We start from the raw sequence: 23370 nt of genomic DNA, 5'->3' as shown, positions 1-23370 counted from the left end.
ACCCCCACGCCAAACAGGCCGAAGACATGACCGCACCCCGATACCGTTACTTCACCACAACTTCACCCTTGATCGCAGGGCGCCGTCCAGACATGACAGTTTACTTAACCCCCAAAATCGCGCGGGGAACGCTGCGACCCGCAGATTTCGGTGACAGTGCAGTAAATTGAGGGAAGCTGGACCCCGGCTCAGGGCCGGGGTGACGATGGGTTTCGGGGCGGGGTGACGATGGGTTTCGGGGCGGGCGGCTGGCGTGATCCTGTGCGGGGATAGGGGCGGCTTCTTCGTCCGGGCGTCGGTCCGGGCGCGGGCGGGGTGTGCGACCGCGCGGGGGGCGCGCGGTCAATCAGGTTTCAGGCCATCGCGCTGTCGAGCATCATTTCTTGACCGCGGGGGTGATTTCCAGCCCGCCCGGTTCGACGATATTCACGCCCCCGAAGACCATCATCCCGCCACGAAACTCCACAAGCCGGTAATCCTTGTAGCTGCCCAGATCATATCCCCGCCACTTCAGAGGCTTGCCGACGAAGGGAAGCAGGCCGTTGACATCGAGCCTGGCATCATCGTTGCGGGGGAAGGGCTGCGACCGATCAAGCAGCATCACGTTGACGGCGGTGTCGAGTTCGGCCGTCAGCACTTCCTTGAGAAGGGCGCCGTTGTTTTCGGTCAGGCTCGCGAGCGGCAACGCCTTGCCTTCGCAGCAGAAATATTTGATCGTCTTGCCGGAATCGCCGCCGGTCGCGACCTTTGTCTTCAGCACGACATAGGGGCGGACATCTTCGGTCTTTTTGACGAAGGTGAGCACGACATAGGGCGACACCGTCATCGTGGGGCCGCCCGGCTGGGGCGTGAGGGTGAAGGCGGTCCGGAACTGGTCGCCCGCCATGACCGCGCTGGTCATCTCGATCGCTTTGGCCCGGACGTCGAAGCGCAGATCGTCCTCGACATTGCGGACCTTGCCCGAGCCGGCCTCGGCATTGACCGAACTTTGCACCAGCATGCCCACCACGCCGAACAGCAGCCCGATCCCGCCGCCGCCCTGATAGCCCGAGACAACGACGTCGCTGTCGGGGATCCGGTGGACGCCGAGGGGAAGATCGCTCATCCCGTTCGCGCCCTTGTCTGAAAAGACGATGGAAATCGGAGGCGAGGCAGGGGCCGGAGCGGCGCTCACCGGTTCTTGCGGAACAGGTGTTTGCGCCATCAAGGGCGACGCACTCGCGACCAGTGCGAGCATGGCGATACGCTTCATCTTTATTTCCCCCCCTGACGTTCGGCCAGAAATGCCGCCCACCCGGCTTTCCCATTATTGCAGCGATGCTTAGCCCATGGCCTCAGCCGGAAACAAGCCGGAAAACCGATGTGTGCCGATGGGGTTGGCGTGTCGGCGAATGTTGCGTCACCTGGAGGAAGCCGGACCCCGGCTCGGGGCCGGGGCGACGATGGGTCTTGGGTCGGGCTGGGCGGCATGAGGATGCGGTTGGGCAGGTTGATGGCGCCCGGACGGATGGGGCCGAACAAGGTCGGCATGAAGACGCCCTCGGAAAACAATTTCATTGTGAAACGGGACTTGCGGGTGCAAGCCGGTTAGGGACGCGGCATGAGCAGTTCAAGTCGACCCGCCGCCCCGGCGATTCCCGTTCTGGCCTTTCCGGCGCTGTTGCTGGGCAATGCGGTGCTGGCGGCGGGGCCGTTGCTCGTCAAGCTGGCCGATGTCGGCCCGGTGGCGGCGGGTTTCTGGCGGCTGGCGCTGGCCATTCCGCTGCTGCTGTTCCTGGCGCGGCGCAGCATGGGGACGATCATGCTGCTCGGCCCCGGCGCGTGGATCAAGGTGGCGGCGGCGGGCCTGTTCTTTGCCGCCGATCTGGCGAGCTGGCACCTGGGCATTTTGCATACGAAAGTCGCCAACGCCGCGATTTTCGGCAATGTCAGCGCCTTGTTGCTGCCATTGTGGACATGGTTTGTCCTGCGCGAACGGTTGCGGCCGGTGCAGGCGGCGGCGATCGCGCTGGCCATGGCCGGTGCGGCGGTGCTGATGGGGGGAAGCTATGAAGCGTCGCCCCGCAATGTCACCGGCGACCTGCTGTGCACTTTGGCCGGGGTGCTCTACACCGGCTATATCCTGTTGATTCAGGATGTGCGGCGGGCGCTGACCAGTTGGAGCGTGCTGGCGCTCTCCAGCATCGCGGGCGTGCTGCCGCTGTTGGCGTTCGCGGCGTTGATGGGCGAGGCGATCCTGCCCGGCGACTGGTGGCCGGTGATCGCGCTGGCGCTGTCGAGCCAGGTGATCGGGCAGGGGCTGATGGTCTACGCCATGGGCTGGTTTTCGCCGCTGGTGCTGGGGCTGAGCCTGCTTTTGCAGCCGGCGGTCGCGGCGCTGCTGGGCTGGATCGTGCTGGGCGAGCAATTGACGCTGCTGGATATGGTCGGCGGGCTGGCGGTCGGCGTCGCGCTGGTGCTTGTGCGCCTGCCCGCACGCGCTTAAATGATCGCCATGACCGATTTGCCCGAAGATCCGACACTGGATGAAATTCGCGATGCGCTGATTCCCCTGGTCGCCCGCCACGCCGCCTTTGACGGCTGGCGCGACGCGGCGGTGGAGATGGCGGCGCAGGAGGCGGGCGTCGACGCCGACATCGCCCGGCTCGCGTTCAAGGGCGGCGCCGTCGCGATGATCGACACATGGTTCGCCAGCATCGACCGCGCGATGCTGGAAGCCGTGCCCGCCGGGCGGCTGGCCACCATGCCGATCCGGGCGCGCATCGCCGCGCTGGTCGAGGCGCGGCTGACGCTGCTGAAGGCGGACCGGGAAGCGTTGCGGCGGGCGACGGCGATTCTGGCGATGCCGCGCAACATGGCGCGGGCGGCGGCGCTGGGCTGGCGCGCGGCCGACGCCATGTGGCGGGCGGCGGGCGATGCCGCCACCGACTATAATCATTACACCAAGCGGGCGACGCTGGCGGCGGTCTATGCCGCGACGCTGATGACCTTCATGGACGATGACAGCGACGATCATGCCGAGACGCGGGCGTTCCTGGCGCGCCGGATCGAGGGCATCATGCGCTTTGAGAAGGCCAAGGCGCGGTTGACCGGCGCGGATGGCGGCGAGCGGCTGAGCCTGGCGCGTTTTGTCGGCCGGTTGCGCTATCCGGCGATCTGAATCGAGTCCGATTGGGGCTGGCCATCGGACGCAGTAATTGATAGTCACTCGCAAGAAACCGTTACCGAGTGTCCGCCCTTGCGCCTTTCCGACCTGCCGCTGCGTCAACCCGCCTATGTCGACATCATCGAATGGGACCGGCTGTCGCCGTCCGAGGGGCAGCGGCTGCGCGAATTCGGCCTGTGTGAAGGGGCGAGCGTGGAGGCGCTGCATCATGGCGGACTGTTCGGGCGCGGGCCGATCGCCTGTCGGGTCGGACGCATGACCATCGCCATGCGGCGCAACCATGCCGCCGCCATCGCCGTACGCACCGGGCCGGAGGGCGGCGACGCATGAGCGCCTTGCCGCTGGTTGCGCTGGTCGGCAATCCCAATGCCGGCAAGAGCGCGCTGTTCAACGCGCTGACCGGCGCGCGACAGAAGCTGGGCAATTATCCCGGCGTCACCGTCGAGCGCAAGGCCGGGCGGCTGGCGCTGGCCGACGGGCGGCCGGTCGAACTGGTCGACCTGCCCGGCACATACAGCCTGGACCCCGCCAGCCCCGACGAGCAGGTGACGCGCGACGTGGTGATGGGGCGGCAGGCGGGCGAGCGCCTGCCCGATGCGCTGGTGATCGTGGTCGACGCCGCCAATCTGGACAATCATCTGCGCTTTGCGCTGGAACTGATTGCGCTGGGCCTGCCGACCGTGGTGGCGCTCAACATGGTGGACCTGGCCACCCGCGACGGGCTGGAACTGGACGCGGGCGTGCTGGCGCGCGAGCTGGGCGTGCCGGTGATCCCGACCGTGGCGGTACGCAAGCGCGGCCTCGACCATCTGAAGAGCGAACTGGCCGATGTGATCGGCGGCGCGGCGGCGCCGCTGCGCGCAGGCGGTGAGTCGGCCGATTTCGATACGCTGCGCGCGGAAGCCAGGCGGATCGCGCGGGCGGCCATCGTGCGCGAAACGCCGTCGCGCCGGCTGACTGCGGCGGTCGATCGGGTGGCGCTGCATCCCGTGCTGGGCCTGCTGCTGCTGCTGGGCCTGTTGTTCGTGATGTTCCAGGGGGTTTACGCCTGGTCCGAGGCGCCGATCGCGATGATCGAGGGGCTGGCCGAGGCGGCGAGCGATGCCGTCGCCGCCGCGCTGCCCGATGGCATCGTCCGGTCCTTCCTGGTCGACGGCGTCATCAACGGCGTGGGCTCTGTCGTGGTGTTCCTGCCGCAGATTTTGATCCTGTTCTTCTTCATCCTGATGCTGGAGGCGACGGGCTATATGGTCCGCGCCGCTTTCCTGATGGACAGTCTGATGGCGAGGGTCGGCCTGTCGGGGCGCGCCTTCATCCCGCTGCTCTCCTCCTTCGCCTGCGCGGTGCCCGGCATCATGGCGACGCGGACCATTTCCGACCCCAAGGACCGGCTGACCACCATATTGATTGCGCCGCTGATGACCTGTTCGGCGCGGTTGCCGGTCTATGCCGTCATCATCGGCGCGTTCATCCCGGCGCGCAGCGTGGGGCCGGGCATCGGTTTGCAGGGGCTGGTGCTGTTTGGCCTTTATGTCGCGGGGATCGTCGGCGCGCTGCTGGTCGCGCTGGTGCTGCGGTTGACGGTGACCAAGGGGGCGAGCGGCGGTTTCCTGATGGAAATGCCCAAATATCAGATGCCCCGGCCGCAGGACATTCTGATCGGCCTGTGGCAGCGCGCGGTCATTTTTTTAAAGCGGGCGGGGACGATCATCTTTGCCTCGACCGTCATATTGTGGCTGTTGCTGAGTTTTCCGCGCGCTCCCGACGCTGCCAGCCAGGTCGACCATTCGATCGCCGGGCGGATCGCCGGCGGCCTTAACGTGGTGCTGGAACCCATCGGCTTTAACCGCGATATTTCGCTGGCGCTGATCCCGGCGATGGCGGCGCGCGAAGTCGCCGTCTCGGCGCTCGCCACCGTCTATTCCATCAATGCGGGCGATGATGAGGCGAAGCTGGAGCGCAGCCTGGGCGAACGGCTGAAGGACCAGTGGCCGTTGCCCACCGCGCTCGCCTTCCTCGCCTGGTTCGTGTTCGCGCCGCAGTGCATTTCGACCATCGCGGTGACGAAGCGCGAGACCAATGGCTGGAAATGGCCGATGTTCATGGTCTTCTATCTCTTTGCCCTTGCCTATGGCGCGGCGGGCCTGACTTACTGGACGGCGACGGCAGCGGGTCTATAAGGGCAGGCCAATCTAGCGGAGGAATCATGGCAGGCTCGGTCAACAAGGTCATTCTGGTCGGCAATCTGGGCGCCGATCCGGAGGTCAAGAGCTTCCAGAATGGCGGCAAGGTGTGCAACCTGCGCATCGCCACGTCCGAAAGCTGGAAGGACCGCATGTCGGGCGAAAAGAAGGAGCGCACCGAATGGCACAGCGTCTCGATCTTTTCCGAAGGGCTGGCCGGGGTGGCCGAACGCTTCCTGCGCAAGGGCAGCAAGGTCTATATCGAGGGCCAGTTGCGCACCCGCAAATGGCAGGACCAGTCGGGCAATGACCGTTATACGACCGAAGTCGTGTTGCAGGGCCCCGGCGCGGTGCTGACCATGCTGGACGGCGCGCCGGGCGGCGGCGGCGGGCGTGGCGGCCAGCAGGGCGTGAGCGACTGGTCGGGCGGATCGAGCGGCTTTGGCGGCGGCGATTACGACAATTTCGGCGCGTCGTCGGGCGGCGGTTTTGGCGGCGGCCAGGGGGGGCGGTCTTCGGGCGGATCGTCGCGCGCGCCCAATTTCGACAATGATCTGGACGACGAAGTGCCGTTCTGACGCTGCGCGCTCCGACGAAAAAGGCGGCTCCCGATGGGAAGCCGCCTTTTTCGTGCCGTCGATCTACTCGATCAGCGCGCCAGTTCCTCCGTCGCGAAACGGCGGATATGGTCGCCCAGATCCTCGCGCTCCAGCGCCAGCGACAGGTTCGCCTCGATATAGCCGGCCTTGGACCCGCAATCGAAACGGCGGCCGTCGAAGGTGACGCCGTGGAAGGATTGCTTGCCGATCAGCGAGGCCATGGCGTCGGTGAGCTGGATTTCCCCGCCCGCGCCCTTTTCCTGCGTTTCGAGGATTTTCATGACTTCAGGTTGCAGGATATAGCGGCCCGGCAGGATGAGGTTGGACGGCGCGGCGCCGGGCGCGGGCTTTTCGACCAGCCCCTTGATTTCCGTCAGCACCCCGTCGCGCGCGCCCGGATCGATCACGCCATAATTGGGCGTTTCCTCCATCGGCACTTCGAGCGCGCAGACGAGATTGCCGCCGACCTTTTCATAGGCGGCGACCATCTGCTTCATGCAGCCATTGCCCGGCGCGCCGCGCATGAATTCATCGGGCAACAGGATGGCGAAGGGTTCGTCGCCGACGATGTCGCGCGCGCACCAGATGGCGTGGCCCAGGCCCAGCGGCTCCTGCTGGCGCAGGAACACCGCGCGGCCGGGCAACAGCCGGGTGCCGTCGAGCGCCGAGAGATCCTTGCCCCGTTCGCGCTGGGTGACTTCGGATTCAAAGGCGATGTCGAAATAATCCTCGATCGCGCCCTTGCCGCGCCCGGTGACGAAGATCATCTGTTCGATCCCCGCCTCGCGCGCTTCATCCACCGCATATTGGATCAGCGGCCGGTCGACCACGGGCAGCAATTCCTTGGGCACCGCCTTGGTGGCGGGCAGAAATCGGGTTCCAAGGCCGGCAACGGGGAAGATCGCCTTGCGAATCGGCTTGTGGATCATGTCGCTCCAGTGGGGCTGAAAAGGGCCATGCGCAGGGGATTGCGGCTCGCCCCGCAAAGGTCAAGACGCATTCGCCCCGATCACAGTTCCAGCAGCCGGTTGCCGACCTGCTCCAGCGCCATGATCTCTCCCTCCATCTGCCCCATGGATATGAACATATGGTTGTTGCGCTGGTCGCGGCAGGAAAAGCCGCCCGGTTCGGGCTGGTGGAACCCCTCGACGATCAGGTGGCGGAAACGGTCGATGCGCTGCATGTCGCGTTCGATGGCGGCGATTTCGTGCAGGGCGCCGGCGTTGCGGCGGTCGCGCATGGCGACCATGGTGCGCAGGTCCGTCATCAGCCGCGCCATGGTCGGCCGGGTGCGGGCGCCGACGCTGCGCAGGTCGCCCATCGCTTCGCGCAACATGCCGATCTTCGCCTCCAGCCGTTGCTCCAACATGCTCCAGGCGCAGATGAGGCGGCCGACGCCGCACAGCAGCGCCGCATCGTCGGGCGCATAGCCCGCCGTCGGTTGCAGGGAGATGTTTGGACTGGTGTTCATGGTCATGGACGATCCCGCTACATGCTTTATCGTCGCACTGTGTCATGCGCGGCCATGCGGGGGGAAGGCGGGCGGGCGACCGTTCGTCGCCTGGGGCGGCACGGCGTGGCGAAAGCCGTGCAAAAGCGGCGGCGAACGGAGAAGGGCGCCCCCGCGCTTCAGAAATCGATGGCGATGCCCTTTTTGACCCAGTCGCCATAGCGGACGGGGCTCAGTTCCTCGTCCATGCGCGGTTGCTGGTCGACGGGATCGGGCCGGGGCACGGGCGGGCTTTTGGACAGGTGGGCGGGCGCCTTCACATGCGCTGGCCGCTTGCCGTTGAACGTGCCCATGGCGATGCCTTCCGATTGCGGGGCGCGCGCGGCAACCCCATATTCATGTCCTGTCGGCTATCTGGGCCGGGAAGGAGATGATTGCAAGTGAACGGGATGAAGACGGTGATGCTGTTGTCGGCGCTGACGGCGCTGTTCATGGCGTTGGGCTATTCGCTGGGTGGCGGGGGCGGTGCGGTGATCGCGCTGCTTGTCGCGGCGGGGATGAACCTGTTCACCTTCTGGAATGCCGACCGCATCGTCCTGTCGATGCATCATGCGCGCGAGGTCGATCCGAACAGCGACTTTTACAAGCTGGTCGCGGACCTTGCGGCGCGGGCGCGGCTGCCGATGCCGCGCGTCTACATCATCGACCAGCCGCATCCCAACGCCTTTGCGACCGGGCGCAATCCGCAGAACGCCGCCGTCGCCGCGACCACGGGCCTGCTGTCGATGCTGAGCCGCGACGAGGTCGCGGGGGTGATGGCGCATGAACTGGCGCATGTGAAGAACCGCGACACGCTGATCATGACCATGGTGGCGACGATTGCCGGCGCGATTTCGATGCTGGCCAATTTCGGCCTGTTCTTTCGCGGCGGCAACGATAATGGCCATGGCAATATGCTGGCCGGGTTGCTGGCGGTGATCGTCGCGCCCTTTGCCGCGATGATCGTGCAGATGGCGATCAGCCGCACGCGCGAATATGGCGCCGACCGGGGCGGCGCGCAGATCAGCGGCAATCCGCGCGCGCTGGCGTCCGCGCTGGCGAAAATTTCCGGGCAGGCCGAACGCATCCCCAATCCGGTGGCCGATCATAATCCGGCGGCGGCGCAGCTTTATATCGTGCCCGCCCATGTCAGCGCCCTGTTTTCCACCCACCCGGCGACGCAAAGCCGGATTGCGGCGTTGGAGGAGATGGCGGTGGAGATGGGGCAGGCGGCGCGTGCGAGCGCCGCGCCAATGGCTGCGCCGCGTGCCCGCCGCCGCGCCAGCGCGCTCGATCCGCTGCGGCGGGATTGATCGGCTTTGCCAGCGCGCGCGAAATCGCCATTATTTTCGCGCATTTTCCGAGCCAGCAGATGATGTCATCTGCTTCGAAAATGCTGTAGACCTTGATCGTTTCAGGCTGAATGAGCCTGAAACGTGAATCAAGGTCTCCATCGTTTGAATAGAGCCTGATTCACGATTTCGGCGGAAGTGCGAAGCACTTCCACCTCAACCGATCAGGCTCTAGGCGCTTCCCATGAAACAGACATTCGAACGCCATCGCCAGCCCTGGCGGCCCGATGAGGTGCAGAAGCTGCACACGCTGGCGGCCAAGGGCATGGCGCTGAAGGCCATCGCCAAGGCGCTGACCCGCAGCGAGGAATCGGTGCGGGAGCGGGCGCGGCAGGACGGGCTGACCATCGCCCGGCTGCGATGAGGGCGCAGGCTTTCGACGCGATCATCCTGGGGGCGGGGGCGGCGGGGATGATGTGCGCGGCGCAGGCCGGGCAACGCGGCCGCCGGGTGCTGGTGATCGACCATGCGCCCCATGCCGGGGCGAAGATCCTGATTTCCGGCGGCGGCCGTTGCAATTTCACCAATATCCACACCGCGGCCGACCGTTTCCTGTCCGCCAATCCGCATTTCGCCAAGTCGGCGCTGGGCCGTTACACCCCCGCCGATTTCCTGGCGCTGGTCGAAAGCCATGGCATCGCCTGGCATGAAAAGACGCTGGGGCAGTTGTTCTGCGATGGGTCCGCACGGCAGATCGTCGCCATGCTGCTGGAGGAGGTGGCGCGTGGCGGCGGCGTGATCCGTTGTGGCGAGAGCATCAGCGATGTCGGCCATGCCGATGGGCGCTTTACCGTCACGACGACGCAGGGCAGCGCCAGCGCCCCGGCGCTGGTGATCGCGACCGGCGGGCCGTCCATCCCCAAAATGGGGGCGACCGGCTTTGCCTATGATCTCGCCCGGCGCTTTGGGTTGAAGGTGGTGGAGCCGCGCCCGGCGCTGGTGCCGTTGACGCTGGGCGGCGAGGATGTGCTGTTCCGGTCGCTTTCCGGCGTGGCGAGCGAGGTGGTGGCGCGCGCGGGCAAGGCGGCGTTTCGCGAGGCGGCCTTGTTCACGCACAAGGGGCTGTCCGGCCCCGCCATCCTCCAGATTTCCTCTTATTGGCGGCATGGCATGGCGGTGGGCGTCGATTTCCTGCCCGACCGGAGCGACGGCTGGCTGATCGCGGCCAAGCGGGCCAGCCCCGGCGCGAGCCTGCGCAGCCTGTTGCGTGGGGCCTTGCCCGACCGGCTGGCCGATGTGCTGGCGGATCGGCTGGCGGTGGAGGGGCGGCTGGCCGACCGGACCGACGCGGCCCTGCGCGCGGCGGAGGCGCGGCTGGCGGACTGGGCATTCCACCCCAATGGCACCGAGGGCTTCGCCAAGGCCGAGGTGACGGCGGGCGGCATCAGCACCGCCGAGCTGTCGTCCAGGACCATGGAGGCGCGGCGGGCGCCGGGGCTTTACGCCATTGGCGAGGCGGTGGACGTTACCGGATGGCTGGGCGGTTATAATTTTCAATGGGCCTGGGCCAGCGGATGGGCGGCGGCGCAGGCCCTGTAGCGCGGATCGACATTCAGTTCTGGCGGCCTGCAAATGGCCCTTTTCGGCGCTTCCGGTGCTCACGGACCTAAAGTCCGCTGCGCTCCGGGTCACCGAAAATCACCATTTTCGGCTCGCCATCTCCTGAATGTCGATCCGCCCTGTAGCGCGCGGATTGGCGTCGGCCGCGAAAATGCTTTAGGGGCGCGCGATGGCGAAATCCCCCCGACCCGACGACATACCAGGCCTGCCCGCGCGGCGGGCGGCGCTTAAACTGCTGGACGCGGTGCTGCGCCGGGGCGATCCGCTGGAGATCGCGCTCCATGCCGCGACCCAGGGGGTGAAGGACCGGGCCGACCGCGCGCTTGCCCATGCCATCGCCGCCGAAGTGTTGCGCCACATGCCCGATCTCGACGCGCTGATCGACGGGGCGACGCGGCAGGCGCTGCCCGACGACGCCAAGGCGCGGATGGTGCTGCGGATCGCGCTGGCGCAGGCGTTGCTGCTGGGTACGCCCGGCCATGCCGCCATCGCCACCGCGCTGCCGCTGGTCGATGGGGGGCCGCGCAAGCTGGTCCATGGCGTGTTCGGCGCGGTGACGCGGGGCGAGGCGCGCCTGCCCGATGCGCCGACGCTGCCCGTGGGCGTCGCCGAGCGATGGGCCGGGCAATGGGGCGAGGACATGGCGGCGACGGCCGCCCGCGCCTTTGCGCAGCGGCCGCCGGTGGATGTGAGTTTGCGCGATGCGGCGCAGACCGACGAATGGGCCGCGCGGCTGGGCGGTTTCAGCCTGGCGCCCGGCCATGTCCGCCTGCCCGAAGGCGCGGTGATCCCCGATCTGCCCGGCTTTGCCGAAGGGGCCTGGTGGGTGCAGGACCTGGCGGCGTCCTGCCCGGCGCGGCTGCTGGGCGCGGGCGAGGGGCGGCATGTGCTGGACCTGTGCGCCGCGCCGGGGGGCAAGACGATGCAGCTCGCCGCCGCCGGATGGCGGGTGACCGCCGTCGACCAGTCGAAGAAGCGGCTGGAGCGGCTGTCCGAAAATCTGGCGCGCACCGGCCTGTCGGCACAGGTCATCGCCGCCGACCTGCGGCAATGGTCGCCGAGCGCGCCGGTGGACGCGATATTGCTGGACGCGCCCTGCACCGCGACGGGCATCTATCGCCGGCATCCCGATGTGCTGCACCGCATCGGCCCGCGCCAGATCGACGAACTGGCCGCGTTGCAGGCGGAGTTGCTGGCGCGGGCGGCGGACTGGCTGCACCCCGGCGGGGTGATGGTTTACGCCACCTGTTCGCTGGAGCGGGCGGAGGGCGAGGCGCAGATTGACCGATTTCTGTCGGCGCGGCCCGATTTTCATATCCTGCCCCCCGAACCCGGCGACTGGATGGCCGGGATCGTCGCGGCGCGGGGCTGGTTGCGGACATTGCCGCACCATTGGCGGGACGCGGGCGGCGTGGATGGATTTTTCGTTGCGCGCATGGCAAGGAACGCCAACTAACCCTTAACCACGAGGGGGTTAGGGTATAAGCCTAGCGGAAGAGGTTGCCAACTTGCGTCCCGTCGAACCCCTGCCCCTCAATCATAGCTGGCCGCTCGCCGCGCTGCATGAGCATCTGGCGCCGGTGGCGCTGGATTCGTCGATCGCGCGGAGCGACGTGGCGCTGGCGGAGCGCGGCATCGGCCTGTGGCGGTGCGATCTGGCCGATGACAGCCTGTCATGGACGTGCGGCGTTTATGATATTTTCGGGATCGAGCGGGACAGCGAGATTTCCCGCGCATTTGCGGCATCGCGATATCTGTCCGAATCGCGCGATGCGATGGAGCGGTTGCGCGCCTATGCCATCCGCCACCGGCGCGGCTTCACGCTGGATGTCGACATATGCCGGGTGGACGGCGGCCATTGCGCCATGCGGCTGATCGCCGCGCCCGTGCTGGAGGGCGATGAAGTTGTGGCGCTCTTTGGCGTCAAGCAGATGCTGGCGCCCGACGCCGCCCCTTCCTGCCGGCTGGACCCGACGATTTTCGTCATGCTCTGAAAGGGCTTCGCGCGGGTTGGCGGGGTGGACGATAAATGATGCGTTGCCCTTGCCGATTCGGCTCGCTAATGCGAGCGGTCAATGACCGACCAGATCCTGATTTCGCCCTCCATCCTGTCCGCCGACTTCGCCCGTTTGGGCGAGGAGGTGCGCGCCATTGACGAAGCCGGTTGCGACTGGGTTCATATCGACGTGATGGACGGGCATTTCGTGCCCAACATCACCATCGGCCCCGGCGTGGTGAAGGCGTTGCGCCCGCACACGAAAAAGCCGTTCGACGTGCATCTGATGATTTCGCCGGTGGACCTCTACCTTGACGCCTTTGCGCAGGCGGGGGCCGACATCATCACTGTCCACCCGGAGGCCGGGCCGCATATCCACCGGTCGATCCAGCATATCAAGTCGCTGAACGTCAAGGCGGGCGTCGTGCTGAACCCCGGCACCCCGGCCAAGATGCTGGATTATCTGATCGACGACGTCGACCTCATCCTGGTGATGAGCGTCAACCCCGGTTTCGGCGGCCAGAGCTTCATCGAGAACCAGCTTCGCAAGATTGAAGCCATTCGCAAGATGATCGACAAGGGCGGGCGCGACATCCGATTGCAGGTCGATGGCGGCATTGATTTCACCACCGCGCCCAAAGCCATCGCGGCGGGGGCGGACGTGCTGGTGGCGGGCACGGCCACTTTCCGGGGCGGCCCGGCGGCCTATGCCGACAATATCCGAAAGCTGCGGGGCGGGTGAACGACCAGCGGCGCATTCCCCCCCATTCCGCTTCGGACCAACCCGATGACGGGATCGAACAGGGCAAGCGGCTCATCCGCCTGTCGGATGACAAGGGGCTGTCGCTTGCCCAGAAGATCGCCAATCATTTCTATCTGCTTAGCTGGAAGACGCCGCTCCACAGCCGCCGGCTGAAGGGCAAATATCCGCTGAAATTGCTGGCCGTGCCCGATGACGAGGTGCCCGGCGACGCGCGTGCGGGGCAGGCGATGCGCGCGGGATATTTCCTGTTCCGGGGCATGAAGCAGCCCATCGAGGAACTGGATTTCAGCCGGATCGACCTGTCCCCCGATTTTGCCGATTATCTGCACAGCTTCGCCTGGCTGCGCGACCTGGCGGCGGCGACCACGCGCGATCAGGGCGCGGCGATTGCGGAACATGTGATGCGCCGCTGGCTGGACGCCCATGCCCAGACGCCCAGCGAACCGGCCTGGCGGGGGGACAATGCGGGATGGCGACTGCTCTACTGGACGGCCTATGCGCCGTTCATCCTGTCGTCGGGCGATCTGGTTTACCGGTCACTGGTGCTCAACTGCATCGCGCGCACCGCCCGCCACCTCGACAAGGGCGCGGACAAGGCGCATGTCGGCCTGGCCCGGATGGTGGCCTGGGGCGGCATCGTTGCTGCATCCATGCTGATCCCCGGTGGCGCGGCGCGCAAGATTTTCGGCGAAGCGGGCCTGAAGCGCGCGATCGAAAGCGGCGTTCACCCCGATGGCGGCATCGTGTGCCGCTCCCCGCTGGCGCAATTGAACGCCATCATGCTGCTGTCGATGGTGCTGGCGGTTTATGACGCGCGGCGGGAAACCGCGCCGCCCTTCCTGACCGAGGCGCTGGGCCGGGCGGTGGGCGCGTTGCTGGGCCTGACCCATGGCGACGGCGGCCTTGGCAACTGGCAGGGGGCGGGAGCCATCGACCCGAAGCGCGTCGACGCCATCGTCCGCGCCAGCCGGGTGCGCACCCGGCCGCTGCGGCAGGCGCGCGAATGGGGGTATCAGCGCATCGCCGCCGGGGCGACCGTGGTCCAGGTCGACGCCGCGCCGCCGCCGGTCGCGCGGCTGGCGGACGCGGGCTGCGCGTCGACCGGGGCGATAGAGGTGAGCGACGGCATCAACCGCCTGATCGTCAATTGCGGCGGCGCGGCATTGACCGGCGCGTGGATCCCCGCCGATCTGGCGCAGGGGCTGCGCACCACCGCCGCCCATTCGACCCTGGTGCTGGACGACAGCAATTCGACCGCGCTGCTGCCCGACGGCACGCTGGGCAAGGGGGTGACCGAAGTCGAACTGAACCGGCAGGAGCTCGACAATGGTTCGCGCCTTGACCTGTCCCATGACGGCTATGTCCGGCGGCTGGGCTATGTCCACCGCCGGTTGCTGCTGGTGAGCGGCGACGGGCGGGAGATACGGGGCGAGGACATGCTGACCCCGGCCGAGCGCCGCCGTCGCCCGTCGCGCCTGCCGGTGCATATCCGTTTCCATCTGGCGCCCGGCGTCGAGCCGACGCTGACCGCCGACGCCATGGGTGCGTTGCTGCGCATCGATCTCGGCGCGGTATGGCAGTTCCGCGTCGGCAGCGGGCAATTGTCGATCGAGGAAAGCCTGTGGGTCGACGGTGACGGCCGCCCGCACCCGACAAGGCAGGTCGTGGTGACCGCCGAGGCGCTGCCCGGCGGGTCGAGTTTCGGGTGGTTGCTGAAACGGATGGGGTGAGGGTTGGTCGTGGGGCGATCCTCCAGAACCTTCGTTGTCAGCTGTCTTGGCCTTTTCCTGGCGTCCTGCTTTATTACGCTCTGCGTAACAGGCATAATTGGTCGTCCAGCCTATCGCGCGATCAGCCAAGCGGCGGCCATATTATGGCTGCTCATTCCTTGGCTCATTCTGGCTATATGCTTGAAAAGGCGCAGTCCGCGCGCGATTATGCTTTGCGCTGGGCTGGTCGCTATGGGCGTGTTCATCTCCCTCGCCGACGATTTCCACGGACGCGGCGGCGCGGGTGCGGTGGGTGATGGGCTGTTGCTGGGCCGGGGAAGCATAATCGCTTATGTCCTGCCATGCGCCATCATCATCGCATTCTCAGCAAAGTTGGAGAATTATTCCATAAAACCAGCCATTCTGGGTGCATTTCTGACCTTTGCTTCGCTGATGACGGGCTGGTGGGTTGGGGTGAAATACTGGTCATACCAAATGCCATCTAAAGTTATCCGTGATTCCCTTAATATTGCTGGTGCCGCGCCCTTTTGCTTGGCGACCCATCTCGGAGCGGTTCACGGAAGAGGTGATCTCAACGGGCTGAAAATCCTCAGTCCGGGCGACAAAGGCGTGCATTGGAAATTCCATCTGCTGCTTAAAGTGGAGCGCAATACCGGGATAGATTTCTATAACTGGTCGCACCGCGCCTCCGCCTTTCAGCCTGTCAACCAGCAGGCGCGCGAAGGGTTGAAGCTCGATAAAATGCGAATCTGTATCGCCGAGCCGCAATTCGCGGCGGCCCTGATCGGTTAGCAAAGCCGGGTTATTGGCCCGCCAAGGGGGCTGTATTTTTCCGCCGCCGGGCCCTAAGGGACCGCGCAAAGCATTGCGTCCCTTGCTATAGAAAGCCCTTTCCCATGTCCGCCACCCCCACTGACGTCACCATCAAGCGCGCCCTGTTGTCCGTGTCGGACAAGGCGGGGCTGATCGAACTGGGGCGGGCGCTGGGGAAGCATGGGGTGGAGCTGGTGTCGACCGGCGGCACGGCGAAGGCGCTGCGCGAGGCGGGGCTGGAGGTGAAGGATATTTCCGACCTGACCGGCTTTCCCGAAATGATGGACGGCCGGGTCAAGACGCTGCATCCCAAAGTCCATGGCGGGTTGCTGGCGGTGCGGAACAACCCCGAGCATGTCGCGTCGATGGAGGAACATGCGATTGGCGCGATCGATCTGGTGGTCGTCAACCTCTATCCCTTTGCCGCGACCGTGGCCAAGGGCGCGGATCGCGACGAGATTATCGAGAATATCGACATTGGCGGGCCGTCGATGGTCCGTTCGGCGGCGAAGAACCATGAGAGCGTCGCCATCGTCACCGATCCCGCAGACTATGCCCGACTGATCGCGGAGATGGACGAGAAGGCGGGGGCCACCAGCTATGATTTCCGGCGGATGCTGGCGGCCAAGGCCTATGCGGCGACGGCGGCCTATGATTCGATGATCGCAAGCTGGTTCGCCTTCGCCGATCAGGGCGTGATGTTCCCCGAAACGCTCAGCGTGTCGAGCAAGCTGGGCGCGAGCCTGCGCTATGGCGAGAACCCGCACCAGTCGGCCGCGCTCTACCTGCCCGTCGGGCCGACCGCGCGCGGCATCGCGCAGGCGCGGCAGGTGCAGGGCAAGGAACTATCCTACAATAATTATAACGACGCCGACGCGGCGCTGGAGCTGGTCAGCGAATTTCGCGACGGGCCGCCGACCGTGGTGATCGTGAAGCACGCCAATCCCTGCGGCGTGGCGACCGGCGCGACGCTGATCGAGGCCTATGAAGCGGCGCTCGCCTGCGACAGCGTGTCGGCGTTCGGCGGCATCATCGCGGTCAACCGGCCCCTGGATGGCCCGACCGCCGAGGCGATCAGCGGCATCTTCACCGAAGTCGTCGCCGCGCCCGACGCCGATGACGCGGCCAAGGCGATCTTTGCGAAAAAGAAGAATCTGCGCCTGTTGCTGACCGGCGAGCTGCCCGATCCGGCGCGTCCGGGCCTGCAGATCAAGAGTATTGCGGGCGGGCTGCTGGTGCAGAGCCGCGACAATGGCAAGGTGACGCAGGATGCGCTGAAGGTCGTCACCAAGCGCGCGCCGAGCGAGCAGGAACTCAAAGACTGCCTGTTCGCCTGGACCGTCGCCAAGCATGTGAAGTCGAACGCCATCGTCTATGCCAGGGATGGCAGCACGGCGGGCGTCGGCGCGGGCCAGATGAATCGGCTGGAATCGGCGCGCATCGCCGCGTGGAAGGCGAAGGATGCGGCGGAAAAGGCGGGCTGGGCGCAGCCGCGCACCATCGGTTCGGCGGTCGCCTCCGACGCTTTCTTCCCTTTTGCCGACGGCCTGCTGGCGGCGGTCGAGGCGGGCGCGACGGCGGTGATCCAGCCGGGCGGCTCCATCCGCGACGAGGAAGTGATCGCGGCGGCGGACGAGGCCGGCCTCGCCATGGTCTTTACAGGGATGCGGCATTTTCGCCATTGATGGGGATGTCCTGACCCTGGGGAGGGTCGAGGGGCTGTGTTTGGGGGGCAATCAATGCGTGTGATGGTGGGGGCGCTGCTGAGCGGCGCAATGCTGATCGATTCCATGGCCATGGCCGCCGAAACGCCCAAAGCCGCGCCGCCGCAGGCGGTCGAAACGCCGTCGCCCTTCATCCAGTGCGATGGCCGCAAGGGCCATGTCGGCGCGGGCGAATTGCTGGGCCAGTTGCTGGCGATCAGCGTGACGGCGGGTCTGGCCAGCGACGCCTTCACCAAGGATGACGGCAATGTCGAAAAGCGGCTGTCGGGTCGCGCGGGGGCCGACGCCTGCAATGTGGCGATGGCGCAGGAAACCAATGAGGAGCGCCGCACCCAGTTGCTGCTGGCGCGGACCATCCACCTGATCGAGGCGGAGGATTTGCCCGCTGCGCTGGAGAGCGTCCGCGAACTGCCCAGGCTCGCGCCTGTGGGTGTGCAGGACTGGGCCTTTAACGCCGGGCTGGGATCGTCGGCCGCCTATCTGGAATCGGTCATCCTGGTGCGGCTTGATCGCCCGGCCGAAGCGGAGGCGGCGGCGCTGCGGTCAGCGGCCTTCGCGCCCTATGACCTGGTGTCGCAATATCGCGTGCCCGCCCATGTCCAGCTGACCCCGACGATGAGCGCGGAAAAGAAGGCCTATCTGGATCAACTGGTGCGGATGTGCCCGCAACATCTGTCGCTGCGCGCCGAACTCCATGCCTGGGTGGGCGATTATGCGGCGGCGGCGAAGGACGAAGCCGACCGGTTGAAACTGGTGCAAGGCTTTGCTCCGAAGGCCAAGCCGATGTTCAATGATGCGCTGGTCGCGCTTTACCAGATGATGGCGGGCGACAAGGATGCGGCGACGACCGCCGCGCGGGCGCGCCAGGGTCTGGACGCCTATATCGCGGAGGGTGGCGATCGGTCGGACCCGGCGGGCGTTTCCAATGTCGAGGCGATGCTGGCCTTTTTCGACATCGGGCAACTGGCGGCGCAGGGCAGGATGGCCGAGGCGCGCGCCGCCTTTGCCGGGCGCACGCGATGGGTGGCCGTGCCGCCGCCGGTGGTCGCGGACATGTTCGGCAAGTTGCAGGCGAACATGCCGACCGCCGAACGCACCGGCCCGTGGACGAGAACGCGGCAGGATTACCGCGACGATGCGATGCGCAGCAACCTGAAATTGCTGCAAAACCCGGATCTGGTGAAGAATTATTACGCCAAGGTCGCCAACAGCGCGCGCCAGTCCGACTATGCCCGCGCATCGGGATCCGTGTGGAAGATCGGCGCGAAGCCGCGCTATCTGGCGCGCGACCTGCCCAAGGACGTGACGACATATGAATTCATTAATGTGGGGCCGAACCTGTGGGGGCTGTCGGCCGGTGAGGCGGTGCTGCTGCATGCGGCGCTGATCGCCAGCGCACGTGGTTTTGACGGCTTTGTCGTGCCGCAGAACCGCACCCATATTTTTTCCTCGCCGGTGCGGTTCGGCAATATCGGGACGCCGGGATTTCCGCAATCAGCGACCTTCAGGGCGCAGCAGGTGATTGACGAACTGTCGCCGCGCATTCCCGAACCGCCGATGCGGCGTTAGAACGGGACCATGTGCCGCCTTTGATGCGGTCCTTCGCACATGCACAGAGAATGTTCGCATCCGCAAAATGTTGGTTTTCCGCCAATTTTTGTGAAGTGGCCCTTTCAATTTCCGCCGGGAAGGCCTATTTCGCGTCCTGACCCGTCCTCCATGCAGAGGCTGGGCTGATGCAAAACATGTTCGTCAGGAGAACAAGGATGACTGGTAAGAAATGGGTGGCTCTGGCCGCCATGGCGGCTTTCGCTCTGCCGACCGCCGCGCTCGCGCTCGATAAGAATAACGATGTCATCATCGACGGCAACACGGGCGCTGAAACCCGCACCGCCGTGGTCAGCCTCGCCGACCTGAACCTCGCCAGCGACCAGGGCCAGCGCCGGGCCGATTCCCGCATCGATCGCGCCGCCAAGAAGGTGTGCGGTTTCGTGAATGGATCAATCCTGCCGGAAACCCGCGACTATCGCAATTGCTATGGCAGTGCGCTGGACGGCGCCCGCGAGGATCTGAATGCGCTGGTCGCCCGGGCCAGTTGATTGCAACCCTGTCGCTATCGACAGGGAAAGGGCCGTTCCGCTGTGCGGGGCGGCCCTTTTGCTTACCGGCTTGTTAACCATTCCTTAGAGCATTTCCTTCACTTCGTGACGGCGAAGGAACATTTCTGGGGGACCAGTACATGCCGCGTGCCGAACATAATGTCGATGTCGCCATCATCGGGGCAGGCCCGGCCGGCCTGACCGCCGCCTATCAGCTGACCAAGAAGGGTTTCAGCGTCACCGTTATCGAGAAAGACCCGACCTATGTCGGCGGGATCAGCCGGACGGTGGAGATGAACGGATACCGCTTTGACATTGGCGGCCATCGCTTCTTTTCCAAGTCGAAGGAAGTGGTCGACCTGTGGAACGAGATCCTGCCCGACGATTTCATCCAGCGCCCGCGCATGAGCCGCATCTATTATGAGGGCAAATTCTACAGCTATCCGCTGCGCGCGTTCGAGGCGCTTTGGAATCTGGGCATTTTCCGGTCGACCCTGTGCATGGCGAGCTTCGCCAAGGCGAAAATGTTTCCCAACCGCAACGTCCGTTCGTTCCAGGACTGGACCGTCAACGCCTTTGGCCACAAGCTGTTTTCCATCTTCTTCAAGACCTATACCGAAAAGGTGTGGGGTATGCCGTGCGACGCAATGTCGGCCGACTGGGCGGCGCAGCGCATCAAGGGGCTGTCGCTGTGGGGCGCGGTCAAGGACGGGCTGAAGCGCAGCCTGGGCCTCAACAAGAAGCCCAATGACGGCATGGAGACCAAGACGCTGCTGGAAAGTTTCCGCTATCCGCGCCTTGGCCCCGGCATGATGTGGGAAGCGGCGCGCGATTTCGTCGTGAAGAACGACAATTGGGTGCTGATGAACCACAGCCTCAAGCGGCTGGAGCAGGAACAGGGAAGCGACCGGTGGCGCATGATCGCCAGCGGGCCGGACGGCGACGTGACCATCCATGCCGCGCATGTCATCTCCTCCGCGCCGATGCGTGAGCTGGCCGGGCGCATCCACCCGCTGCCCGCGACGCTGGGCCATGCAATGGAGCTCAAATATCGCGACTTCCTGACCGTGGCGCTGATGATCCGGTCGGAGGATCTGTTCCCCGACAACTGGATCTATATCCACGACAGCAAGGTGCAGGTCGGCCGCATCCAGAATTTCCGCAGCTGGTCCCCTGAAATGGTGCCGGACGCTTCGGTCGCCTGTGTGGGCCTGGAATATTTCTGTTTCGAAGGCGATGGGCTGTGGTCGTCGAGCGACGATGATCTGGTCGAACTGGCGAAGAAGGAAATGGCGATCCTGGGCCTGTGCGACCCCGACGATGTCGTCGGCGGCGCGGTCGTCCGTCAGGAAAAGGCCTATCCGGTCTATGACGACGAATATGCCGCCAATGTGTTGACGATGCGCACCGAACTGGAGGAGAAATATCCCAACCTCCACCTCGTCGGCCGCAACGGGATGCACCGTTATAATAATCAGGATCACGCGATGATGACCGCGATGCTGACGGTTCGCAATATCGAGGCGGGCGAGCGCATCTATGACATCTGGGGCGTGAACGAGGACGCGGAATATCACGAAGCCGGTGAGGAAGGGCAGGATGTGGAAGGTCGGCAGGCGGCCCTTTCCAGCGAGCGGCAGGTGCCCGCGCGCCTGAAGGCGGCCTGAACCGATGCCGCAGGCGACACGGGCGATCGTCGCGCGGTGCGCCGCGATCGCCGCACGGCTGATGCTGGCCCGCTATCTGCTGGTCAGCATCTGTGCGCTGTGCGTCGACACCGCCCTGTTCCTGGCCGCGACCCATATGGGCGTCGCGCCGGCCTGGGCGGCCTTTGCGGGCTATGCGACGGGGATTTTGGCGCACTGGATGCTGTCGGTGCGCTTCGTGTTCGGCAGCGCCATTGAGGGCGAAGGCCCCACCCATGCGCAGCGCGTCAGCTTTGTGGGCAGCGCCCTGCTGGGCCTTGCCATCACGGTCGGGCTGGTATCGGGCCTGACGGCGGTGGGCGTGATGCCGGTGCTGGCCAAGGCGGCGTCGGTCGGCGTCAGTTTCTTTGCCGTCTATGTGATCCGCAAATATGTCGTCTTTGGCGCTCGCTGAACCGATGGCGCCGCCAGGTGCGCGCTGGGCGGCGACGTTCGAACGCCGCCCGATGCTGGTCGTGCTGGCCATGTGGATGCTGGCGTCCGCCGTCATGCTGTTCCTGTTCCGCGACAAGATCGCGACGCTGACCTTCATGGACACCGACGACGCCATGCGGTTGCAGCAGGTACGCGACTGGGTGGCGGGGCAGGCATGGTTCGATGTCAGCCAGCATCGCGTCAATCCGCCCACCGGCGGGCCGATGCACTGGTCGCGGATCGTGGACATGCCGATTGCGGCGACGATCCTGCTGCTGCGCCCCTTTGTCGGTGCGGCGGGCGCGGAAATGCTGGCCTGCGCGCTTGTGCCGCTGATGCTGCTGGGCGCGTTATGCGCGACTTTGTTTCAGTTTACGCGCCGACTGGCCGGGACGGGCGTCGCCCTGTTCGCGGTTGCGCTGTTGCTGGTGACGCCGACCATATTGATCCAGTTTCCGCCGTTGCGGGTCGACCATCATGGCTGGCAGATTTTGATGGCGGGGATCGCGCTGCTGGGCGCGCTCGACGAGCAAGGGCGGCGCGGCGGGATGATCGCGGGCGCGGCCATCGCCGTCTGGCTGCTGATTTCCACCGAGGGCCTGCCCTATGCGGCGCTGTTCGGCGGGCTGTTCGTGCTGCGCCACCTGATCGACGTGCGCGAGGGCGCGCGGTTGCGCGCCTATGCGGCGATGCTGGTGGGCGCGGGCGTGCCGTTGCTGATCGCGACGCGCGGGGGGCAGGCGTTATGGCTGGCGCAATGCGACGCCTTCACCGCGGTCTATGCCTGGCCGCTGGTCGGCTTTGCCGCGATCTTGCTGGCGGGCCATCGGCTGGTCGGCGAAGCGACGGTTTTGCGCCGCCTGATGGTCGCCGGGGTCGGCGGAGTCGTGGCGCTGGGCGCTCTGCTGTGGATTTCCGGGCCGTGCCTGACGTCCGGGCCGTTTCACGACCTGACCCCGCTGGCGCGTGTGCAATGGTATGAGAGGGTGATGGAGGGCCGGCCCATCTGGGAACAGTCGCCGTCGCTGATGGGGGTCAGCCTGGCGCCGATGCTGTTCGGCCTGCTGGCGACGATGCTCGCGGTGCGCGCCGCCCCCGACGCCGCCGCGCGGCGGCGCTGGTTGATCGTCGCGCTGCTGCTGGCCGGGGCGATGGCGGTGGCGCTGCTGGTGATGCGGGGCATGATGGTCGCGCACCTCTATGCGCTGCCCGCGACCGCCTGGCTGCTGGCGCGATTGTTCCGCAGGGCGCAGGGCTTGCCCCATGCGCTGGCGCGGGTGCCCGCTTCAGTCGCGCTGTGCCTGTTGACGCCTGTCGGCCTGTCGTCGGCCTTCGCCAGCATCGTGCAGCAGGCGGAGACGCCGGGCGACACGCGCGTCAATTGCCGCACGCCCGCGGCGCTGGCGCGGTTGAACGACCTGCCGCCGTCGCTGTTGTTCGCGCCGCTGGACCTTGGGCCCGACATTTTGGTGCGCACGCCGCACAGCATCATTGGGACGGGGCATCATCGCAACGTCATCGGCATCAATTCAGTGACGCGCGCTTTCCTGGCGACGCCCGATCAGGCGCAGGCCGACGTGATGGGATCGGCGCGGGGCGGCCCGGCGGCGGACTATGTCATCATCTGTCCCGGCATGAACGAGGTGCTGCTCTACAAGAAGGATGCGCCCGGCGGACTGGCGGCCATGTTGTCGAACGGAGGCCATCCCGACTGGCTGGAGCCTGTGCCGGGCGAGGGGCCTTTGCAGATTTATCGCGTGAAGCGTTGAGAGCCTG

Annotated in this window: 23 protein-coding genes; 19 read left to right on the top strand and 4 right to left on the bottom strand. The window is 66.1% G+C overall.

Going from position 1 to position 23370, the window contains the following annotated elements:
* Nucleotides 1-376 precede the first annotated feature (376 nt).
* Nucleotides 377-1105, bottom strand: coding sequence for a hypothetical protein (locus tag GGR44_RS15410; RefSeq protein WP_183956370.1), 729 nt, complete (start codon nucleotides 1103-1105; stop codon nucleotides 377-379).
* Nucleotides 1106-1600: 495 nt separating this feature from the next.
* On the opposite strand from GGR44_RS15410, the gene GGR44_RS15405 reads away from it, so the two are divergent.
* The 5 genes from GGR44_RS15405 (at nucleotide 1601) to ssb (ending at nucleotide 5927) form a co-directional block, all read left to right on the top strand.
* The gene (locus tag GGR44_RS15405) at nucleotides 1601-2485 is read left to right on the top strand and encodes a DMT family transporter (protein WP_183956369.1); all 885 of its coding nucleotides are present in this window, start codon (nucleotides 1601-1603) and stop codon (nucleotides 2483-2485) included.
* 9 nt (nucleotides 2486-2494) lie between these two features.
* The gene (locus tag GGR44_RS15400; RefSeq protein WP_183956368.1) at nucleotides 2495-3160 is read left to right on the top strand and encodes a COQ9 family protein; all 666 of its coding nucleotides are present in this window, start codon (nucleotides 2495-2497) and stop codon (nucleotides 3158-3160) included.
* Nucleotides 3161-3238: 78 nt separating this feature from the next.
* Nucleotides 3239-3496, top strand: a complete 258-nt coding sequence (locus GGR44_RS15395; protein ID WP_183956367.1) for a FeoA family protein — start codon at nucleotides 3239-3241, stop codon at nucleotides 3494-3496.
* Complete coding sequence (gene feoB / locus GGR44_RS15390) at nucleotides 3493-5346, top strand: ferrous iron transporter B (protein WP_183956366.1); 1854 nt, start codon at nucleotides 3493-3495, stop codon at nucleotides 5344-5346. The genes GGR44_RS15395 and feoB overlap by 4 nt, the downstream gene beginning before the upstream one ends.
* 26 nt (nucleotides 5347-5372) lie before the next feature.
* Nucleotides 5373-5927 (top strand): single-stranded DNA-binding protein, encoded by a 555-nt coding sequence (gene ssb / locus GGR44_RS15385; protein ID WP_183956365.1) that lies wholly within the window; start codon nucleotides 5373-5375, stop codon nucleotides 5925-5927.
* A gap of 71 nt (nucleotides 5928-5998) precedes the next feature.
* On the opposite strand, the gene GGR44_RS15380 is transcribed toward ssb, so the two are convergent.
* The 3 genes from GGR44_RS15380 to GGR44_RS15370 form a co-directional block, all read right to left on the bottom strand.
* Nucleotides 5999-6877, bottom strand: coding sequence for a UTP--glucose-1-phosphate uridylyltransferase (locus GGR44_RS15380; RefSeq protein WP_183956364.1), 879 nt, complete (start codon nucleotides 6875-6877; stop codon nucleotides 5999-6001).
* Between the two features lie 80 nt (nucleotides 6878-6957).
* Entirely contained in the window at nucleotides 6958-7419 is a 462-nt protein-coding gene (locus GGR44_RS15375) for a hypothetical protein (RefSeq protein WP_183956363.1), read from the bottom strand.
* Nucleotides 7420-7577: 158 nt separating this feature from the next.
* Nucleotides 7578-7751 (bottom strand): DUF1674 domain-containing protein, encoded by a 174-nt coding sequence (locus GGR44_RS15370; protein ID WP_183956362.1) that lies wholly within the window; start codon nucleotides 7749-7751, stop codon nucleotides 7578-7580.
* An 87-nt stretch (nucleotides 7752-7838) separates the two neighbouring features.
* Here GGR44_RS15370 and htpX point away from each other — a divergent pair, with 87 nt between their 5' ends.
* From htpX to GGR44_RS15300, 14 genes are all read left to right on the top strand, one after another.
* Nucleotides 7839-8750 (top strand): zinc metalloprotease HtpX, encoded by a 912-nt coding sequence (htpX, locus tag GGR44_RS15365; RefSeq protein WP_183956361.1) that lies wholly within the window; start codon nucleotides 7839-7841, stop codon nucleotides 8748-8750.
* Nucleotides 8751-8973: 223 nt separating this feature from the next.
* Nucleotides 8974-9153, top strand: coding sequence for a hypothetical protein (locus GGR44_RS15360; protein ID WP_183956360.1), 180 nt, complete (start codon nucleotides 8974-8976; stop codon nucleotides 9151-9153).
* Nucleotides 9150-10328 carry a BaiN/RdsA family NAD(P)/FAD-dependent oxidoreductase gene (locus tag GGR44_RS15355; RefSeq protein WP_183956359.1) on the top strand — a complete coding sequence of 393 codons (1179 nt, stop codon included), beginning with the start codon at nucleotides 9150-9152 and terminating at the stop codon, nucleotides 10326-10328. Before GGR44_RS15360 ends, GGR44_RS15355 begins: the two co-directional genes overlap by 4 nt.
* Nucleotides 10329-10518: 190 nt before the next feature.
* On the top strand, nucleotides 10519-11805 hold the full coding sequence (locus GGR44_RS15350; protein ID WP_183956358.1) for an RsmB/NOP family class I SAM-dependent RNA methyltransferase: 1287 nt from the start codon (nucleotides 10519-10521) through the stop codon (nucleotides 11803-11805).
* 52 nt (nucleotides 11806-11857) lie between these two features.
* Nucleotides 11858-12343 (top strand): diguanylate cyclase, encoded by a 486-nt coding sequence (locus GGR44_RS15345; protein WP_183956357.1) that lies wholly within the window; start codon nucleotides 11858-11860, stop codon nucleotides 12341-12343.
* Nucleotides 12344-12424: 81 nt separating this feature from the next.
* A complete protein-coding gene (gene rpe / locus GGR44_RS15340; RefSeq protein ID WP_183956356.1) occupies nucleotides 12425-13087 on the top strand; it encodes a ribulose-phosphate 3-epimerase in 663 nt (220 codons plus the stop codon).
* Nucleotides 13084-14838: a heparinase II/III domain-containing protein gene (locus GGR44_RS15335; protein ID WP_183956355.1), complete on the top strand. Its 1755-nt coding sequence runs from the start codon at nucleotides 13084-13086 to the stop codon at nucleotides 14836-14838. The genes rpe and GGR44_RS15335 overlap by 4 nt, the downstream gene beginning before the upstream one ends.
* Before the next feature lie 231 nt (nucleotides 14839-15069).
* Nucleotides 15070-15630, top strand: coding sequence for a hypothetical protein (locus GGR44_RS15330; RefSeq protein WP_183956354.1), 561 nt, complete (start codon nucleotides 15070-15072; stop codon nucleotides 15628-15630).
* Nucleotides 15631-15734: 104 nt separating this feature from the next.
* A complete protein-coding gene (purH, locus tag GGR44_RS15325; protein WP_183956353.1) occupies nucleotides 15735-17336 on the top strand; it encodes a bifunctional phosphoribosylaminoimidazolecarboxamide formyltransferase/IMP cyclohydrolase in 1602 nt (533 codons plus the stop codon).
* Between the two features lie 54 nt (nucleotides 17337-17390).
* Nucleotides 17391-18944, top strand: coding sequence for a hypothetical protein (locus GGR44_RS15320; protein ID WP_183956352.1), 1554 nt, complete (start codon nucleotides 17391-17393; stop codon nucleotides 18942-18944).
* 197 nt (nucleotides 18945-19141) lie between these two features.
* On the top strand, nucleotides 19142-19474 hold the full coding sequence (locus GGR44_RS15315) for a UrcA family protein (protein WP_183956351.1): 333 nt from the start codon (nucleotides 19142-19144) through the stop codon (nucleotides 19472-19474).
* A gap of 140 nt (nucleotides 19475-19614) precedes the next feature.
* On the top strand, nucleotides 19615-21141 hold the full coding sequence (locus tag GGR44_RS15310; protein ID WP_183956350.1) for an NAD(P)/FAD-dependent oxidoreductase: 1527 nt from the start codon (nucleotides 19615-19617) through the stop codon (nucleotides 21139-21141).
* A 4-nt stretch (nucleotides 21142-21145) separates the two neighbouring features.
* Nucleotides 21146-21574 carry a GtrA family protein gene (locus GGR44_RS15305; protein WP_221214410.1) on the top strand — a complete coding sequence of 143 codons (429 nt, stop codon included), beginning with the start codon at nucleotides 21146-21148 and terminating at the stop codon, nucleotides 21572-21574.
* A gap of 4 nt (nucleotides 21575-21578) precedes the next feature.
* Nucleotides 21579-23363: a hypothetical protein gene (locus tag GGR44_RS15300; protein WP_246344704.1), complete on the top strand. Its 1785-nt coding sequence runs from the start codon at nucleotides 21579-21581 to the stop codon at nucleotides 23361-23363.
* Nucleotides 23364-23370: the final 7 nt, after the last annotated feature.

The organism is Sphingobium fontiphilum, from assembly GCF_014196635.1.
In the GTDB taxonomy this organism is placed as follows: Bacteria; Pseudomonadota; Alphaproteobacteria; order Sphingomonadales; family Sphingomonadaceae; genus Sphingobium; species Sphingobium fontiphilum.
The sequence above is the reverse complement of the archived record's forward strand: the minus strand, read 5'-3'. Positions and strand labels throughout refer to the sequence as shown.